Origin of the sequence: Ruegeria sp. HKCCA5929, assembly GCF_013034525.1 — a bacterium.
Taxonomy (GTDB): Bacteria; Pseudomonadota; Alphaproteobacteria; order Rhodobacterales; family Rhodobacteraceae; genus Ruegeria.
Genome location: NZ_WQGE01000001.1, coordinates 880,970 through 897,531, shown reverse-complemented (window position 1 = coordinate 897,531; position 16,562 = coordinate 880,970). Strand labels below are relative to the sequence as shown.

Sequence of the window (16,562 nt, the reverse complement as noted above, 5' to 3'; positions counted from 1 at the left end):
TGCAGCAGGGAACAAGAAGAGAGAGCGCCTATGAGACGGTTTGCCCTGATTTTGGCCCTTTGGCCGGGTGTTTTGGCCGCAGATGGCTTTCAGAAATTGTCAGGTGACGAAATTCTGGCCGCGCTGACAGATAAGAAGCTCGAATATGGTGCAGGGGTTTGGCAAACCTTCGAGGCCAGCATGAGCACGCAGTACTTCTCGGGTGGGCCAAGCGCCGGGCGCTGGGCCGTGCGCGAGGATCAGTATTGTTCGATCTGGCCACCTTCAGATTTGTGGGCCTGTTACGATGTCTTCCGCAATGAGGATACTATCCGGTTCGTCGATGATGCAGGCGGTCAGACAGACGGCGTTTACGCGCAATAGAGGCGCGATTTCTAACCCCGTCGGCGACGGCAACCGCGCTTTGAAAGCTCACATGCGGGGTCGTAATCCGCCCGGTCTTTGCGTGCCGGTACTGGACAAACTGCGTCTGGAAGGGTCAAGCTGCGTTTGAGGAAATCATCAGGTTATTGAGATATGCGTTTATTTTCAGGATCATTGCTGGCCGCGTGCGCTGCCGTGTGGCTTGGCGCGGCAGGGTCAGTGACGGCCGATACTCCGGTGACGTACACAGAAGATGGTCGTGCGTTGTTTCGTTTCAGTGTCCCTGACTTTTGGGTGCTGCGCACTGGTGGCGCGCGAGAGATCGAGGATTCCGAGCTGGGTGACACGCGCGGAGTGTCCCGCGTCATGGGGATGCGCCCAGTGACAGACGATACAGTCTGGATGGGGTTTGTTTCGCCAGACGGCGTAGCATCCATTCAGGATGGTGTCCGCTACTTGCAGGATATCGACAAGTTTCTGGTCAACGATCCAACCGTTACAAGCACCAGCGACACACGTATCGGAGGATTGCCTGCGAAGGTGTTCCGGGGCACCGGACGCCGCGAAGGCAGGGGGGTCAGCTTTACAGCAACGCTTATTGACCTGCCGCGGGGCCGCGTTGCAGTTGCCGTGGCCATCCTGCGCGATGGTGCGAATCCGGACTATGCTGACGATCTGAACGCAGTCTTCGCGTCGTTCCGGTCGCTTCAGTAAGGAGAGGGTGCGATGAATTTTCAAATGATCAGACGGATTTCTCTTGCACTTGGGCTGGGCGCAGCAAGCTTTGGCCTGTCGGCCTGTGAAGGCGTCTCGGTTGGCGTTGGGTATGGATATGGGTACGACCCGTTCTACGACTCGATGCTTTGGAACGACTATTACCGTCGAGACGTCAACATCGATATCGACCGGCCTGATCGACCAAACCGGCCCGACCGACCGGTTCGTCCTGATCGTCCGAAACCGCCGGTTGCCAAACCGCCTGCACGGCCAAGGCCGCCGACGGCGCGTCCACCCGCCGCACGGCCACCCATTCATCGGCCATCACCGCGCCGCTAAGAAATTCAAGGCCGCCAGACAGGCGGCCTTTTTTTACGGCAGAAGCTCGGTTGTGATATGGGCGGAACCTTCCAGCGTTCGGTGTACCGGGCATTTGTCAGCTATCTCAAGCAGGCGCTGTTTTTGCGCCTGATCCAGCGGACCGGTCAGCCGGATTTTCCGACGAAACTGATCCACTTTGCCCTCATTGGCCAGACCTGCATCCTGCGCATGCACTTTGTCATGACAGACATCAACGCTGACATTTGTCAGGGGCCAGCGCTTGCGTCGGGCGTACATCCGGATCGTCATGGATGTGCAAGCGCCCAGACCAGCGGATACAAACCCGTAGGGGGACATGCCTTTGTCTGTACCGCCGTACGAGACCGGCTCATCCGCGACCGCGTGGTGATGGGGTCCGGCCTGAATATCTTGCATAAAGCCGCTTGGGTCAGCCTCGGTGACACGCACAACACCTTCCGGGGCACCGGGTGGCGGGGCGGGTGGGCAAAGCTTTACGTAACGCGAAACCCAAGCGGTTATCACATCAGCCGCATATTCGGCATCCTCAGCACGTGTGATCAGGTGATCGGCATGGTCGAGAGTCACAAAGCTTTTGGGATGTTTTGCCGCCAGAAAAATCGTGCTTGCGTTATCGATGCTGACGGTTTCATCCCGCGGTGCGTGCAGGATCAACAACGCAGCTTTGAGTTCAGCAATGGACGCCGACAAGGCAGATTGCGCGATGTCATCTACAAAGGCTTTGCCAATGCGGAAAGGACGCCCGCCTAACGTGACTTCGGCACTGCCGTCCTGCTCAATCTGCGGTAAAGCGGCTTCGAAATGATGCGAGACATGACTTGGGTCTGCCGGAGCCCCGATGGTCACCACGGCTTTTATCGACGGAATGCCCGCCCGCGCACGCAGAACCGCTGCGCCGCCCAGCGAATGTCCGATCAACAGGGCTGGGGCCATATTCCGTCCGGCCAGGTATTGCGCGGCGGCAATCAGGTCTTCGACATTCGAGGTAAAGGTCGTGTTCGCGAACTCTCCTTCGGAATGGCCCAGCCCGGTAAAGTCAAAGCGCAGAACTGCGATCCCCATGGCGGCCAGTCGGGCAGATATACGTCGGGCCGCTGGGATATCCTTGGAACATGTAAAGCAATGGGCAAAGAGCGCTGTCGCCAGCACCGGACCGTCCGGCAGGTCAAGACGCGCGGCCAGTTGGCTGCCGTCATGTCCGGCAAAGGTAATGCGTTCCGTGGGCATGTCGGCTCCTTGAATGGGTTGGGGGAACACCGACAATAGTGGGTTTATGTTGCTCCGGTCTCAACCCTTATGTCAGTCGCGTCACGTGAAGGTGAGAACTTTGTGCGCGTTTTCTCACCTGTGAAACATCATCTGGCCAAGCATAAAGATTGAGAGGGCGGTCTTACAAACCTGCACTTAATGCATCACGTATCGTGATGTTATGTAAATTAAACATTCATTTTACTTATATTCTGTTGAGGCACATCTATGGATCGCAGTTGTCGACCAAGGAGATACCCATGTCACACGCAGAAATCACCGCCCGCACCCCTGTGATGCACCCTCTGTGGATCATCGCGTTGCTACTGGCCGGTGTCACAGGCTTTGTCGCTGGACAGTCCTGGCCCGCAAACATGAGCGGGCCACAGGTTCAAGACGAACCGATCCTGGAAGACTGGCACGGCAATGTCCGCCGGTCGCATTGGTCAAAGTGAGGCGTTGGCCTCACTCTGCCCCCATTAAGCGGGCATCGAACGGGTACTTTGTCAGGTTCTCATAGCCGTCCTCGGTAATGAGAACCTGATCTTCAAGCTTGATGCTGAAATCACCGCCAACCTCGCCAACGCAAGCTTCGACACACAGAACCATTCCGGGCTCCAGTGCATAGTCGTAGGATCCTTTGACAGCCTGATCGGGATAGGCCACAAGCGGCCACTCGTCACACAGGCCGACGCCGTGCATCAGACAGCCGTATTTCTGCGCCTGAAACTTGTCATCCAACCTGTGGGAATTTGCCGTCAGTTCCGGGATCATTACGCCGGGTTTGAGCATCTCCATATTGGTCATGATGTGTTCATGTGCGTGCTGCATGGCATAGATCATGTCCGCCCGTGGTTTTTGATCGCCAATCCACCAGCTGCGCGAAATGTCTATGCAAATTCCGTAGGATCCGATCAAATCGGTGTCGAACGAGATGATTTCATTCTGCTGCGTTATCCGAGGGCCGCATTCCTGAAACCACGGGTTGGTTCGCTGGCCCGAGGCCAGGAGGCGGGTTTCGATCCATTCCCCGCCGCGCTTGATGTTTTCCGCATGCAGAACAGCCCAGATGTCATCTTCTGAGGTCTTCCCATTGCCCACATTGGCACGGGCAAACTTCTCCATTTCAGCTACGGCTGTCTCGCACGCATGGCTGGCACAGCGCATCGCAAGGATTTCGTCCGGTCCTTTGACGGCGCGGGTCTTTTCGGTTAGCTCTTCGCCTTCCATGATCTCGAACCCTTGCGCCTCAAGCGCGCGCAGGCCGTGCAGCATGATCTTGTCAACGGCAAGGCGTTTGTTGCCGCCGCTGTGCTCTTCGATCAGCACCCGCACTTCATTCGAGAACACATCCGCCGCCACATCGACCTTGTCGCCCCGGTCAAAGTAAAACAGGTCCGCGCCTGAGCGTTGTTCACGCACCAGTGGGTTGAACGTGCTGAGGAAGGGCGAGTTCTTGTAGTCCCAAATCACCATGTACCCGTCGGCACACAACAAAACGGCACGGAACGGGTTATGCGTGTTCCACAGCTGCATATTTGTGCTGTCGGTCGCATAGCGAATGTTCAACGGATCGAACATCAGCACGCCGCCATACCCGCGATCCACAACAGCTTGCGTCAGCCGCTTCCAGCGATGTTCCCGCATACGGGTCAGGTTGGGCAATTCCAGCCCGGCAGCGGCCCATTCGTCAAACGCCAGCTGTGTCGGTCCGATTTCAATCCGGTCGTTGTCATTCGGAGTGCCATCGCCCAAAGTTGCGCCTTTGCTGGGATCAATTTTGCGCGTGTCTCTGTAGTGATGATTCATGGCTGGCCTCGTTATGTGCTTTGGCAAAACTAATGTGCCGATCTACAGCGTCTGAAAAAAATGCGACCGCGAGGTTGTCGTTTTCGACCGACACGTTGTCTGGGGCATGCTAAGCCTTTGTCATGAGGCAGATTCTGCAAAACACAATTCCGTACGATGTCCGAAGCCCGCGTGCCTTGCCGGGAATACAACCGACGACGTTGGAAAACTGGCTGCATCAGGACGATGCATTTTCTGGTCAGATGCAACGTCGTGAAGAGCTGCTTTTTGACCATCGAGACGATGTTCTGGCCCTTGATCCACAGGCGGAACCTGCCGCCCGCGAGTTACTGGAGCTGGTGTTGGCCCAAGTCTACCCCTCAGCTGAGGAGACGGTTGTCAGGCCCGATGGTGCAATGGTTTCTATCGACTACAGTCAACCGTTGGATACGTTGTGCAGGCTGGTGCAGGAAGACTTCTGCATTCTTCAAAAGCGCGGGGATGAGCATGTTCTGACCGGCGCGATCCTGTGCTTTCCAGCCAGCTGGCGTTTGGCGGAAAAATTCATGCGGCCACTGATCGACATTCACGTGCCCGTCGAAAGCTATGACGACAGTATTGCGAAGAGGGTTCAGCGGTTGTTCGATGGCATTCAGCCCGGGCGCCCATTGTGGCGTTTCAATGCCCTCTGGTATGAAGATCCCGAGCTATTCCAGCCCCGCAGTGTGCACGCACCGCGGGAAATTCGGGACCGGCAACAGGACTCATATCTTCGGAGTGAGCGACAAACCATGTTACGCCTGCCCAGGACGAATGCGGTCGTGTTTTCCATCCATACGTATGTTCTGGCTGCGCATGCGGTTGCAGAAATGGAAAACCCCGCCTGACGGCGGGGCCTCCAAGGAGGGTCTTGGTAATTTGGTTACATGCCCAAGGCGATGGCAACGTCGGCAAACGCGTTGCTGGCGTTCAGTGCGACAATGGCAAACGTGAACACTAGCACTTGAGTGTTGAGGCGGAAATCTTCGCCCCGGATCAGGTTGACTGCAGTCATCGACAAGGCGATCGGTGCAGAAACGCTGGCCAGAACGCCTGTCATACACCAGCTGCTGAGACGCAGAATATCGCTTGGTCGTTCGTCATCTGTCGCCACATCAGTACTAGGCGCTGCCTGATCAGATGGAGCGGCGTCATCATTGCGGAACGCGATGCTGAGCAATTGTTCATCCGTAAGCTGGATCGGCCGAGCCGTCGGAGCGTGCAGGGCAGTGATGTTGTCATCCAGTTCAGGCATTTTGACGTCGGCGAACTGACCGGTCAGGGACTGAAAAATCTGTTTTCTGTCTCGCGTTTCGCGACTTGGGGTCAGGGTATCGAAAGCGCTCATGAATTGTTCGACCGTCAGCACCGTGTGCGGTGACAGCCATTCAACGCGCCGGGTCGAGCAGATGTCGACCATGCGATACAAGATGACCACCAGCATCAGTTCCGAGATTTCGGTATCATCCAGTATCGGCGACACGGGGGTGACTGACAGCACAAGCCGGTTCTGAGGATGCGAGACGCGGGGCTTTGTTATGGTTTTTAGCCCCGCGGCGCGATCCATGCGCTCGTATCGGTCTTCCTGCTCGGGTGTGCCTGTATCCAGCGTCAGCCGAACCAGATATTGGCTCGAGACGATGCTGGCCTCGGAATAGCTGAGCAGCGCTTTGCGCTCGACCAGATGGCCGTAGTCCTCAAGCGTTGTCGCAACGATGGTTCCAAAGCGCTCGAGCGCGCCAGTTGCGTCACCATCAAATTGCAGACCGCCATGGTAGCTATGCTTCCGAGCCACTGCTTTGTCCTTATTCAAGCATTGTTCGAAAGACACTCTAGCAACCGTTCTGGGGGAGAATTTGGCGAAAAATGCAAAAAAACGAAATTTTCCCGCGATTGATTACGCTTTGGAAACCAAGAAACTAAAGGCTTTTGTTTGTCACTGTGGCGGAAATGTGGCGAAAACGAGCGTGGCGCGTGTTTTCCGTGCGGCGACGCTATTGATCGATTCGGGTGGCCATGATGGCAATGGATTGCTGATACACAGAGGCCGCGTTCCACTGCTGCAAAACACGAAAATTTGGTTCTCCGGGCTGGTAACCGCGACCGGGTTTCCACCCTTTCTTACGAAGAAAATTCGCGGTTGAGGCTAGAGCGTCCGTCATATTGTAGAAATCCACACGCCGGTCACCAGTGGCATCGACGCCATAGGTCAGCGCGTTGCCGGGCAGGAATTGAGTATGGCCCAATTCGCCATGTTTTGCCCCTTTTGTCGCCATTGTGATACTGCCCATATCCACCAGTTTCAGTGCCCCAATTGCGTGGGGAATAAAGAACTCGGATCGGCGACAATCATAAGCCAGAGTGGTTATTGCGGAAACAATCTGGCTGTCACCCATAAAACTGCCAAAGCCGGTTTCCATGCCATGAATGGCGATCAGCACACCAGCTGGCACACCGTACTGGCGCTCGAAGGCTGCATAATAGTTTGGGTTGGCGGCTTTGCGTTTACGTCCTTGCGCCACGATTGTGTCTGCCCCGCGGACCCGCATGAACTTGTCCAGCGAGTATTTGAAGCTTTTCTGGTTGCGGTCTGCTGCAATGGTGCGCGTTGCGTATTGTGTTTGCGACAGTGCTTGCAGCCCCTTTTTCTTGACCCCGGCCTTACGTGCCTGTTTCGCAAAATCGGCTTTCCACGCTTCAAACCCGGCGCTAGTGTTCCCGCAGGGCGCGGCCAAAACAGGCGAGGTCAGTGACAAAGCGAGGATAGCTGCAAGGCGAAACATGGGCACAATCCGTTTGAGATGAAGTCTGAAGTCAGCGTAGCTGGGGCCTTGGGTTCGGGAAAGAAGTTAGTAGAGGTCCAGCTCTCCTTTCTCTTTAAGTGTTTCGAACCATTCGTCCGGGGTGGCCTTTATGCGGGCATGTTTCACCATCATGGCGTTCATGTTCGGCAGGTTCGAGGAATCCGGCCACGCGTCGGGCTGCCACAGGTTTGAGCGAATGACGCATTTGGGGCAATGCGCAAACACCGTATGAACGTGGATCAGCAGCGCCAGTTTCGGCGCATGGCCAGCAATGGCCATTTGCTCCAGTAGCTGCGGGTCCGCGCAGATCCGGGCCTCGCCCCGAAGTCTGAGTGTCTCCATCTTGCCGGGAACAAAGAAAATCACACTCACACGCGGGTCTTTGAGAACGTTGTGGAAGGTATCCACCCGTTTGTTGCCCGGACGGTCCGGGATAGCGATCAGTGTATCGGACAAGACCTGAACAAAACCTGCAGGATCCCCACGAGGGGAGATATCCAGATATCTGTCGGGGTTGGCCGAGGCGATCAGGCAGAAGGGCGAAGTAGCGATGAAGTCGCGGCACATCTGGTCCAGTTCAGAGAGTTCTTTGGCAATGATCTGCGGGAGAGGGGTGCCGGAAATCTGAAGCAGTTCTTTTTCGGATGTCACGAAATTTGAGTATTTCGAAAAAGGTGAAGTGCTGAAGGCCATACTGTTGTCTCCGGTTGGGAGTGTCATCTTGAGTTTGTTGAAACTCAGGCGACGCGTCAAATCATACCGGTAGAAAAGACAAGGGCGCCCGATTGGACGCCCTTGCAGATGTAAACCCAAATCCGGTTTAGCAGCTGTAATACATGCCGTATTCAACCGGGTGCGGGGTATGCTCGTAGGTTTCGACCTCTTCCATCTTCAGTGCGATGTAGCCGTCGATCTGGTCTTTGGTGAACACGTCGCCCTGCAGCAGGAAGTCGTGATCCGATGCCAGAGCTTCCAGAGCTTCGCGCAGGCTGCCGCAAACGGTTGGGATGTCAGCCAGTTCTTCGGCAGGCAGATCGTACAGGTTCTTGTCCATGGCTTCGCCCGGATCGATCTTGTTCTTGATGCCGTCCAGACCAGCCATCAGCAGCGCAGCAAACGCCAGATAGGGGTTCGCAGCCGGATCGGGGAAGCGGGCCTCGACGCGCTTTGCCTTCGGGCTTTCGGTCCACGGAATACGCACACAACCCGAACGGTTACGGGCCGAGTAGGCGCGCAGAACGGGTGCTTCGAAGCCGGGGATCAGACGCTTGTAGCTGTTGGTCGCCGGGTTGGTGAAGGCGTTCAGGGTTTTGGCGTGCTTCAGGATGCCGCCAATGAAGTACAATGCTTCGTCCGACAGGTCGGCGTATTTGTCACCTGCGAACAGGGGCTTGCCGTCTTTCCAGATCGACATGTTCACGTGCATGCCGGTGCCGTTGTCACCCGCGATCGGCTTCGGCATGAAGGTCGCCGATTTGCCGTAGGCATGGGCTACGTTGTGAATGACGTACTTGTACTTCTGCAGCTCGTCGGCCTGCTTGGTCAGGCTGTCGAAGATCAAGCCCAGCTCGTGCTGGCACGAGGCAACTTCGTGGTGGTGCTTGTCAACCTTCATGCCCAGACGCTTCATGGTCGACAGCATTTCCGACCGCAGGTCCTGTGATTCGTCGATGGGGTTTACTGGGAAATAACCGCCCTTGACGCCCGGACGATGGCCCATGTTGCCCATCTCGTACTCGGTGTCGGTGTTCCACGACGCGTCGGTAGCATCAACTTCGTAGGATACCTTGTTGATACTGTTCGAGAAACGAACGTCGTCAAACAGGAAGAATTCGGCTTCAGGCCCCATGTAGGCGACATCACCGATACCCGATGATTTCAGGTAAGCTTCGGCTTTCTGAGCGGTGCCGCGCGGGTCACGCTCGTACGCCTCGCCGGTGTCGGGCTCAACAACCGAGCAGTGAACGCAGATGGTTTTTTCTGCGTAGAACGGATCGGCATAGGCGCTTTCGGTGTCGGGCATCAGTTTCATGTCGGATGCTTCGATCGACTTCCAACCGGCAATGGAAGAACCATCGAACATGAAGCCTTCTTCCAAGAAGTCTTCGTCGACCTGATCGGCCATGATGGTCACGTGCTGAAGCTTGCCGCGCGGGTCGGTAAAGCGGATGTCGACGTATTCTGCGTCTTCGTCCTTGATCAGCTGAAGAACTGCGTCCTTGCTCATTCTCTAGATTCCTCTGACTTGAAGATTGGAGGGTTATAGTGCGTCCGAACCGGTCTCGCCGGTGCGGATACGGATAGCTTGTTCGACGGGCGAGACGAAGATCTTGCCATCGCCGATCTTGTCGGTTTTGGCGGCCGAAACGATAGCTTCGATGGCGGCATCGACCTGATCATCGTCCAGCACGACTTCGACTTTCACTTTGGGCAGAAAATCGACGACATATTCCGCGCCGCGATACAGTTCGGTATGGCCTTTCTGACGACCGAAGCCTTTGACCTCGATCACGCTGAGGCCCTGGACGCCGACGTCCTGCAATGCCTCTTTCACTTCGTCCAGTTTGAACGGCTTGATGATCGCTTCGATCTTTTTCATCCCGGCTCACCTTGAATGGTTGTCTCAGGGGCAGTGATCACGTCTAAGATCGGGCGGCAATGTGATTGCGGATTTGGGCAGGTTGGGATGCATCGAAATCTGGCAGCGTGCTAATTTATGGGCGTGTTGCACAAAAACTAATCAGAATTGAATCGAATGAGGGTGTGGGATGACGGAATTGCTGACAGCGGCGCAGATGCGGGCCATTGAGCAGGCTGCCATCGAATCCGGTGAGGTGACAGGTCTTGAGCTGATGGAGCGGGCCGGGCAGGGCGTTGTTGAGGCAATTTTCGAGGAGTGGCCAGAGTGGGACAGGCGAGGGGCCAGCCCCTCGCGCTCCCCGAGGTATTTGGGGCCAGATGAAGGGGATCCGCTGCGTGCGGTGGTGCTGTGCGGGCCGGGGAACAATGGTGGCGATGGCTTTGTTGTCGCCAGGTTGTTGCGGGAGTTGGGATGGGAGGTTGAGGTCTTTCTGTACGGGGATCCGGAGAAGCTGCCGCCGGATGCGCGTGTGAATTATGAGCGGTGGCTGGATGAAGGCGACGTTAATGTGTTCGCCGTCGATGCCAGCCCAAGTGACGCGGAATATCTTCAGCTTCCGAAGGACACTGATCTGATTGTCGATGGAGCGTTCGGAACCGGTCTTACCCGACCGTTTACAGGTGTGTTCTCTTTATTGGCGAATACTGAGACAAGGGCATTGCTGTGGGATCGAGGTGTAAAGGTCGTCGCAGTTGATACGCCAAGTGGCTTGTGCGCCGATAGTGGCCGCGTTTTAGGCAACGTCATTGTCGCCGACTTGACGGTCACGTTTCACAGTAAAAAGGTCGGGCATGTTTTAGGCGATGGTCCAACGTCCTGCGGGAAGGTGCAAACAAAATCGATTGGGCTCGAAACAGCTAAAAGCAGCCAGATTGTCCAAATGGCTTCCGTCGATGGGGCGAGGCTGCGGAAGAAGACAGAAGGCCACAAGTACTCTCATGGACACGCTCTGATCTTGTCCGGAGGGGGCGGAAAAACAGGCGCGGCGCGATTGGCCGCGCGCGGGGCGTTGCGGATTGGTGCGGGATTGGTGACGTTGGGTGTACCGCCTGCGGCGGTCTTGGAAGTGGCTAGTCAGATCACGGCGCTCATGTTGCAGCGCGTTGAGGGAAAAGATGGCCTGGTCGAGGTTCTGAGTGACCCGCGCCTCAATGCGCTTTGTCTCGGCCCCGGGCTGGGAGTGGAACGCGCGCGTGAGTTGGTTCCGGTGGCTTTGGCAGCGCGCCGGGCAACGGTGTTGGATGCGGATGCGTTGTCGGCCTTTGCGGACGACCGGGATGCTTTGTTTGCGCAGTTACACGAAAACTGCGTGCTCACCCCGCACGGAGGAGAGTTTGCGCGGCTTTTCCCCGACATTGCGGACAATTTGAAAGCTGCGCCGACACAAGGCTCTGCCTATTCCAAGGTTGACGCAACGCGGGCGGCTGCAAAGCGCGCTGGGTGCGTGGTTCTGTTCAAGGGGTCGGATACCGTGATTGCCGCACCTGACGGGCGATGTTCGGTCAACTCGGCCTCGTACGAAAGGGCGGCTCCTTGGTTGGCGACCGCTGGATCTGGCGATGTGCTGGCGGGATTCATCACCGGGTTGCTGGCACGTGGGTATCCACCGTTGCAAGCTGCAGAGACTGCCGCGTGGCTGCATGTGGAATGCGCACTGCAATTTGGGCCCGGCCTGATTGCCGAGGACTTGCCGGAACAGCTGCCTGACGTGTTTAGAAAGATGAATATTTGAGTGTGTTGGCGGGGAATGGCCCAATCTACGTCAGATCGGCGAATTTTCGCCGATCAGGGCTGCGGGGGTGCAGAGTGAGTGTTTGCCAGACGCACAGACCGGGGGCAAAGTTGTTTTGAGCACCTCCGAAACGGACTGGTGGTGATGTATTTAAGCAAATGAAATACATTATAAAATTCTCTTGGCCTCTGCGTTCTGTGTTGCGAATTTGCCATTCCTTTATCAGACAGCGCGCGGGCATCTGGAACGTCGGTGCTCGATGATCAATTGGACGGGGCGTAACACCCGAACCATTCATGGTGAGTGAAATGACTTCTAAATTCAAAACCCTTTCCGCTGCCGCTGCGCTGAGTGCAACGGCGGCGATTCCGGCTGCAGCTGAGCTGAAATACGAAAACAACACAGGTGGTTATGTGTTGCTTTATGGACAGCTGCACCCGGCTCTGATCTCGGTCGATGACGGGCAGGACACCGAGACGCGGGTCCTCGACAACGACTTGTCGAACAGCCGCGTGGGCCTGCGCCTGATGCAGCCTTACGGTAGCAATGAGTTCCAGTTTTGGTTTGAAACAGGTCTTGGCCTGCCCGGTTCGGCGTCTGCTGATCAGTTTGGAACCAACGCGGATGGCTGGAATCGCGAAGATATTCGTCACGTGGATTTCTCGCTGAAAGGTGGGTACGGCAAGTTTTCGGCGGGGCAGGGCAGTATGGTCGCTGACGGTGCCGCTGAGGTGGATCTGTCATATGTCGGAACCGCGCTGTATTCGTTCACCAACGATGAAAACGCCGGCTTCTTCTATCGCGACACAGCTGGAATGCTGAGCGGTATCACGGTTGGCGATAGTTCCAGCAACTTTGACGGCTCGCGCCGTGGGCGCATCCGGTATGACACACCGACATTCAACGGGTTCTCGGCTGGCTTCGCCTATGGGCAAAACATTCTGTCCAGCAGCGACGACGATGACTATTACGACGTTGGTCTTTTCTATGAAAACACCTTTGCCGGTGGCGTGGAATTCGCGGCAGCTGTTGCATATTCGGTGCGCGACCGGGACGACAATTCCGGCGATCGCAAGGACACGATTGGTTCGGCGTCTGTCCTTCTGCCAAGCGGGCTGGGAGTTACGATTGCTGGCGGTACGCGTGACGACGATCAGGCCGGGGCGACGGATCCGAATTACTGGTATGGCAAAATCTCATACGAAGGAAATTGGATCGCCTGGGGTAAGACCGGTGTCGGCATAGATTACTATGACGGTTCGGATTTCAACAGCAACGGGTCGGACACCAAAGCCTGGGGTATCGCAGTTGTTCAGAAGGTCGATGCAATCAAGACAGATGTTTATCTGAAGTACCGTAACCACGACTTCGATGACGGTTCATCCTTTGACAACAACGAAGCATGGGTTCTGGGCGCACGCTGGAAGTTCTGATCGCTGTGACCGGATTGAAAACGAGCGCCCCGGTTTCCGGGGCGTTCTTTTTTGGGGGAATAGGCGATCAAATACAGGTGGATTCTGCCTTTGCCCCTTGCACGTACGCTGCTGGGCAAATAGAAGGCGTCAAATTTGCCCGGCGCGCCCTTTTTGCGCGCCCCGAATCCTATGGGGACTACCATAATGCAGGTTACAGAGACGCTGAACGAAGGTCTGAAACGCGGCTACAACATCGTTGTGACCGCAGCCGAGCTGGACGACAAGGTCAATGAAAAGCTGACCGAAGCGCAGCCGGAAATCGAAATGAAAGGTTTCCGCAAAGGTAAGGTGCCGATGGCACTGCTGAAAAAGCAGTTTGGTCAACGCCTGCTGGGCGAAGCGATGCAGGAAAGCATCGATGGCGCGATGAACAAGCACTTTGAAGACAGCGGTGACCGCCCTGCGCTGCAGCCCGAAGTCAAGATGACCAATGAAGATTGGAAAGAAGGCGACGACGTTGAAGTGGCCATGTCTTACGAGGCACTGCCTGCGATCCCAGAGGTTGACCTGAAATCGGTCGAGCTGGAGAAGCTGGTGGTCAAAGCTGACGACGCGGCTGTGGAAGAAGCGCTGAACAATCTGGCTGAAACTGCGCAGGATTTCAAAGCGCGCCGCAAGGGCTCGAAGGCGAAAGACGGCGACCAGATCGTTTTTGATTTCGTTGGCAAGGTTGACGGCGAAGAATTCGACGGCGGTTCGGCTGAAGAGTACCCTCTGGTACTGGGCTCGAACAGCTTCATCCCCGGTTTCGAAGAGCAGCTGGTTGGTGTGAAGGCCGAGGAAGTCAAAGACGTCAACGTGACCTTCCCCGCTGAGTACGGTGCAGAGCACCTGGCCGGCAAAGACGCTGTTTTCACCTGCACCATCAAAGAGGTGAAAGAACCGGTGGCCGCAGAGGTCAACGACGATCTGGCCATGAAGTTCGGTGCTGAAGATCTGGATGCCTTGAAGGGGCAGATTTCGGAACGTCTGGAAGCAGAATACGCAGGTGCATCGCGTGCCGTCATGAAGCGTGCTCTGCTGGACGTGCTGGACGAGAAAGTGTCGTTCGACCTGCCACCGTCGCTGGTGGACGCTGAAGCCAAGCAGATTGCACATCAGCTGTTCCACGAGGAAAACCCGGACGTGGAAGGCCACGATCACGGCGAGATTGAGCCGACTGAAGAGCACACCAAACTGGCCGAACGCCGCGTGCGTCTGGGTCTGTTGCTGGCCGAGCTGGGTCAGAAGGCCGAGGTCGAAGTGACCGACGCAGAAATGACCCAGGCGATCATGAACCAGGCGCGTCAGTACCCGGGTCAAGAGCGTCAGTTCTTTGAGTTTGTTCAACAGAACGCTCAAATGCAGCAGCAGATGCGCGCACCCATCTTCGAAGACAAAGTCGTCGACTATGTGTTCGAACTGGCTCAGGTCAACGAAAAAGACGTGAGCAAAGACGATCTGCAAAAAGCCGTTGAGGCACTGGAAGAGGAGTAATCCTCTTCCGCCCATTCTTACGAATGGGCACAAAAAAACGGAGCCGCCTGCTAATCAGACGGCTCCGCATGGGTGGCTTTTGTACCTATGAGGTGAGGGGGTCAGGCCTCATGAGCAAAAGCACGGGGGGTTTGTAGCAGAGCAGTCTTCTGCTCTGGTGTGAACGTGTTCGAGAGCGTTTCGATCAGCCTCAGCACATCTTGCCGTTCAGCTTCTGTCTTCGCGGCGCTCATCTGTTCCACAAAATACTTTTCAAGATCAGTCAGTGGTTTGTGATCCTGATTGGCAGGGCTTTGTGCTGCGGCTTTCTTGGCTGCAAACAGGGCCAGTGCCTCGTCTTCGTCGATGAAGACATCGTTGTGAATGTCTGCAAACTCACGCAGACCCGCGATGCGTTCGTCTGTGCAATCCAGCAGAGCAGCCAGCGCATGAACTTTCCCCATTGGGACAGTTTGGCCGACATAGTCATACGGGGCGCAATTCGAGCGTTTCAGGACCCGATCCATGACCGGATCGATCACGGTGATGATGTCCTGAATGCCAGCGTTCTTGGCATATTCCAAAGAACCGATCATCAATTCGCAGGTTGCGTAGGAAACCGAGTTCTTTTCTTTGCCGCGTGTGAGACGCTGGGTATCTACGCAAAAGCGGGTCGATTCCCACATGGTTGCGCTGCGCAGTGGTGCTTCGCCGCAAAGGATCGCCGAGAAGACATCCGACAACATGTGAGGGCCGGTGGTCTGGAGGGCACGCACGGCTGCGACGACATTCCCCTCATCGTCGAGTCCGATTACATATGCCGGGTCCAGATGATCGAACTCGTCGATTTCTTTTCCGTCTTCTATTTTGACGTCCCATCCAAGACGTTCGCCAAATACACGTGCTCTCAACTCGAACATTTCGTCAAGAACTTCGCTGAACATATGTCTGTTCAGGCCATCTACCACGATGATCATTTCTTCCCCCTTCGAGTGGTTGTTCGGTAAATACGACGTTACCGGTCCTAGGGGATTTTTCTATTGGGGGTTTCCCGTATTTTGGCGAAATTAAGCGCTTTTTTTGATTAACCTGGGGTAATTAGCCCAATCGCAATCGCGCGTCCAACAGCCTGCGGGGTGGTCAGGGCACTAAGCTTTTCCCGACTCGAACGCAAGTGTACTTCGACGGTCCGGTGCGAAATCGACAGAATATCGCCGATGTCCTGCTGAGATTTGCCAGCTGCGACCCACTGCAGGATCTCTGCTTCTCGGGTCGACAGGGTTGGATGGTAGAGCGCGCTGGTTAGCTGATCCGACGAAACGACGTTGTCGTGAATGTGTACTGCCATGGATTGCAGGTCGCTTATCACGTGGGTGTAGAGCTTGCGCCACTCTTCCTTGCTGCAATTGCGGGTTGCGCTGAGCAGGCCAATATCCCCGTACGGACCGCGTACAGGAATCGTAACACCTTGACTGGGCAGGCCAAAATCATGAGCGTCGCGGAATACACGCTGGAAATCGGGGCTGCGTTCAAGGCGGCTCCAATCCACCGGAGCAATGCTGCGGCGTGCCATGTGGATGGTTGGGTCGATCATGATCAGACCCTGGTTCTGGTAATGCTCTGTCCACTCTTCGTCATACGTGACAAAGCCAGCGACAGATCCAGCGGCAGGGTTCATGCCTGCATAAGCAGCATGGTCCATTTCATGCTTGTCACAGATTTGCCTTAGAAATTCGGTGTAGCGAACTTCTGAATCCGGCAGAGTGCTCAGATCGACAATTTCCATGCGGCGCCTACCAGCTGCGGCCCATCTTAACTGCCCGATGGTGTCGTCGAGCATACGTATTCAACAGAGTGGAACCCGGTTACCTCACTCAGCCAGAACATCATATTTTCTTAATCCTGACAAGCAGAGGCATCAATTGTCTGCGCTATTCAGG

17 protein-coding genes are annotated in these 16,562 nt (G+C 55.9%); 8 read left to right on the top strand and 9 right to left on the bottom strand.

Annotated features, from left to right (window positions below):
• The first annotated feature begins 30 nt into the window (after nucleotides 1-30).
• The 3 genes from GOV90_RS04475 to GOV90_RS04465 all read left to right on the top strand — a co-directional run bounded on the left by GOV90_RS04475 (nucleotide 31) and on the right by GOV90_RS04465 (nucleotide 1,419).
• Nucleotides 31-363, top strand: a complete 333-nt coding sequence (locus tag GOV90_RS04475; RefSeq protein WP_171090748.1) for a hypothetical protein — start codon at nucleotides 31-33, stop codon at nucleotides 361-363.
• Nucleotides 364-516: 153 nt separating this feature from the next.
• Nucleotides 517-1,077, top strand: coding sequence for a hypothetical protein (locus GOV90_RS04470; protein WP_253284690.1), 561 nt, complete (start codon nucleotides 517-519; stop codon nucleotides 1,075-1,077).
• 12 nt (nucleotides 1,078-1,089) lie between these two features.
• Complete coding sequence (locus tag GOV90_RS04465; RefSeq protein WP_171090747.1) at nucleotides 1,090-1,419, top strand: hypothetical protein; 330 nt, start codon at nucleotides 1,090-1,092, stop codon at nucleotides 1,417-1,419.
• A gap of 33 nt (nucleotides 1,420-1,452) precedes the next feature.
• Here GOV90_RS04465 and GOV90_RS04460 read toward each other — a convergent pair whose 3' ends face one another.
• Nucleotides 1,453-2,667: a bifunctional alpha/beta hydrolase/OsmC family protein gene (locus GOV90_RS04460; protein ID WP_171090745.1), complete on the bottom strand. Its 1,215-nt coding sequence runs from the start codon at nucleotides 2,665-2,667 to the stop codon at nucleotides 1,453-1,455.
• 281 nt (nucleotides 2,668-2,948) lie between these two features.
• Here GOV90_RS04460 and GOV90_RS04455 point away from each other — a divergent pair, with 281 nt between their 5' ends.
• Nucleotides 2,949-3,143 carry a hypothetical protein gene (locus GOV90_RS04455; protein ID WP_171090744.1) on the top strand — a complete coding sequence of 65 codons (195 nt, stop codon included), beginning with the start codon at nucleotides 2,949-2,951 and terminating at the stop codon, nucleotides 3,141-3,143.
• A gap of 10 nt (nucleotides 3,144-3,153) precedes the next feature.
• On the opposite strand, the gene dddP is transcribed toward GOV90_RS04455, so the two are convergent.
• Complete coding sequence (gene dddP / locus GOV90_RS04450) at nucleotides 3,154-4,497, bottom strand: dimethylsulfonioproprionate lyase DddP (protein ID WP_171090742.1); 1,344 nt, start codon at nucleotides 4,495-4,497, stop codon at nucleotides 3,154-3,156.
• A 122-nt stretch (nucleotides 4,498-4,619) separates the two neighbouring features.
• On the opposite strand from dddP, the gene GOV90_RS04445 reads away from it, so the two are divergent.
• Nucleotides 4,620-5,363, top strand: a complete 744-nt coding sequence (locus tag GOV90_RS04445; protein ID WP_171090740.1) for a DUF3445 domain-containing protein — start codon at nucleotides 4,620-4,622, stop codon at nucleotides 5,361-5,363.
• Between the two features lie 35 nt (nucleotides 5,364-5,398).
• Here GOV90_RS04445 and GOV90_RS04440 read toward each other — a convergent pair whose 3' ends face one another.
• The 5 genes from GOV90_RS04440 to GOV90_RS04420 all read right to left on the bottom strand — a co-directional run bounded on the left by GOV90_RS04440 (nucleotide 5,399) and on the right by GOV90_RS04420 (nucleotide 9,918).
• Complete coding sequence (locus GOV90_RS04440; RefSeq protein WP_256367913.1) at nucleotides 5,399-6,310, bottom strand: hypothetical protein; 912 nt, start codon at nucleotides 6,308-6,310, stop codon at nucleotides 5,399-5,401.
• A 199-nt stretch (nucleotides 6,311-6,509) separates the two neighbouring features.
• Nucleotides 6,510-7,298, bottom strand: a complete 789-nt coding sequence (locus GOV90_RS04435; protein ID WP_171090736.1) for a lytic transglycosylase domain-containing protein — start codon at nucleotides 7,296-7,298, stop codon at nucleotides 6,510-6,512.
• Nucleotides 7,299-7,364: 66 nt separating this feature from the next.
• On the bottom strand, nucleotides 7,365-8,012 hold the full coding sequence (locus GOV90_RS04430) for an MSMEG_1061 family FMN-dependent PPOX-type flavoprotein (protein WP_171090734.1): 648 nt from the start codon (nucleotides 8,010-8,012) through the stop codon (nucleotides 7,365-7,367).
• A 127-nt stretch (nucleotides 8,013-8,139) separates the two neighbouring features.
• Nucleotides 8,140-9,546, bottom strand: a complete 1,407-nt coding sequence (gene glnA / locus GOV90_RS04425; protein WP_171090732.1) for a type I glutamate--ammonia ligase — start codon at nucleotides 9,544-9,546, stop codon at nucleotides 8,140-8,142.
• Nucleotides 9,547-9,579: 33 nt separating this feature from the next.
• On the bottom strand, nucleotides 9,580-9,918 hold the full coding sequence (locus GOV90_RS04420) for a P-II family nitrogen regulator (RefSeq protein WP_050602105.1): 339 nt from the start codon (nucleotides 9,916-9,918) through the stop codon (nucleotides 9,580-9,582).
• Between the two features lie 169 nt (nucleotides 9,919-10,087).
• On the opposite strand from GOV90_RS04420, the gene GOV90_RS04415 reads away from it, so the two are divergent.
• The 3 genes from GOV90_RS04415 (at nucleotide 10,088) to tig (ending at nucleotide 14,643) form a co-directional block, all read left to right on the top strand.
• A complete protein-coding gene (locus tag GOV90_RS04415; RefSeq protein WP_171090730.1) occupies nucleotides 10,088-11,692 on the top strand; it encodes an NAD(P)H-hydrate dehydratase in 1,605 nt (534 codons plus the stop codon).
• A gap of 308 nt (nucleotides 11,693-12,000) precedes the next feature.
• Nucleotides 12,001-13,125, top strand: a complete 1,125-nt coding sequence (locus tag GOV90_RS04410) for a porin (protein WP_171090728.1) — start codon at nucleotides 12,001-12,003, stop codon at nucleotides 13,123-13,125.
• A 186-nt stretch (nucleotides 13,126-13,311) separates the two neighbouring features.
• Entirely contained in the window at nucleotides 13,312-14,643 is a 1,332-nt protein-coding gene (gene tig / locus GOV90_RS04405; RefSeq protein ID WP_171091203.1) for a trigger factor, read from the top strand.
• A 101-nt stretch (nucleotides 14,644-14,744) separates the two neighbouring features.
• On the opposite strand, the gene GOV90_RS04400 is transcribed toward tig, so the two are convergent.
• Both GOV90_RS04400 and GOV90_RS04395 read right to left on the bottom strand, forming a co-directional pair.
• A complete protein-coding gene (locus GOV90_RS04400; RefSeq protein WP_171090726.1) occupies nucleotides 14,745-15,599 on the bottom strand; it encodes an acyl-homoserine-lactone synthase in 855 nt (284 codons plus the stop codon).
• A 107-nt stretch (nucleotides 15,600-15,706) separates the two neighbouring features.
• Nucleotides 15,707-16,408: an autoinducer binding domain-containing protein gene (locus GOV90_RS04395; RefSeq protein ID WP_171090724.1), complete on the bottom strand. Its 702-nt coding sequence runs from the start codon at nucleotides 16,406-16,408 to the stop codon at nucleotides 15,707-15,709.
• Between the last annotated feature and the right edge of the window lie 154 nt (nucleotides 16,409-16,562).

What these genes read in the sequence shown, in the direction of transcription:
- GOV90_RS04475 (WP_171090748.1), top strand. Translation starts at nt 31, where the DNA reads ATGAGACGGTTTGCCCTGATTTTGGCCCTTTGGCCGGGTGTTTTGGCC.
- GOV90_RS04470 (WP_253284690.1), top strand. Translation starts at nt 517, where the DNA reads ATGCGTTTATTTTCAGGATCATTGCTGGCCGCGTGCGCTGCCGTGTGG.
- GOV90_RS04465 (WP_171090747.1), top strand. Translation starts at nt 1,090, where the DNA reads ATGAATTTTCAAATGATCAGACGGATTTCTCTTGCACTTGGGCTGGGC.
- GOV90_RS04460 (WP_171090745.1), bottom strand. Translation starts at nt 2,667, where the DNA reads ATGCCCACGGAACGCATTACCTTTGCCGGACATGACGGCAGCCAACTG.
- GOV90_RS04455 (WP_171090744.1), top strand. Translation starts at nt 2,949, where the DNA reads ATGTCACACGCAGAAATCACCGCCCGCACCCCTGTGATGCACCCTCTG.
- dddP (WP_171090742.1), bottom strand. Translation starts at nt 4,497, where the DNA reads ATGAATCATCACTACAGAGACACGCGCAAAATTGATCCCAGCAAAGGC.
- GOV90_RS04445 (WP_171090740.1), top strand. Translation starts at nt 4,620, where the DNA reads ATGAGGCAGATTCTGCAAAACACAATTCCGTACGATGTCCGAAGCCCG.
- GOV90_RS04435 (WP_171090736.1), bottom strand. Translation starts at nt 7,298, where the DNA reads ATGTTTCGCCTTGCAGCTATCCTCGCTTTGTCACTGACCTCGCCTGTT.
- GOV90_RS04430 (WP_171090734.1), bottom strand. Translation starts at nt 8,012, where the DNA reads ATGGCCTTCAGCACTTCACCTTTTTCGAAATACTCAAATTTCGTGACA.
- glnA (WP_171090732.1), bottom strand. Translation starts at nt 9,546, where the DNA reads ATGAGCAAGGACGCAGTTCTTCAGCTGATCAAGGACGAAGACGCAGAA.
- GOV90_RS04420 (WP_050602105.1), bottom strand. Translation starts at nt 9,918, where the DNA reads ATGAAAAAGATCGAAGCGATCATCAAGCCGTTCAAACTGGACGAAGTG.
- GOV90_RS04415 (WP_171090730.1), top strand. Translation starts at nt 10,088, where the DNA reads ATGACGGAATTGCTGACAGCGGCGCAGATGCGGGCCATTGAGCAGGCT.
- GOV90_RS04410 (WP_171090728.1), top strand. Translation starts at nt 12,001, where the DNA reads ATGACTTCTAAATTCAAAACCCTTTCCGCTGCCGCTGCGCTGAGTGCA.
- tig (WP_171091203.1), top strand. Translation starts at nt 13,312, where the DNA reads ATGCAGGTTACAGAGACGCTGAACGAAGGTCTGAAACGCGGCTACAAC.
- GOV90_RS04400 (WP_171090726.1), bottom strand. Translation starts at nt 15,599, where the DNA reads ATGATCATCGTGGTAGATGGCCTGAACAGACATATGTTCAGCGAAGTT.
- GOV90_RS04395 (WP_171090724.1), bottom strand. Translation starts at nt 16,408, where the DNA reads ATGGAAATTGTCGATCTGAGCACTCTGCCGGATTCAGAAGTTCGCTAC.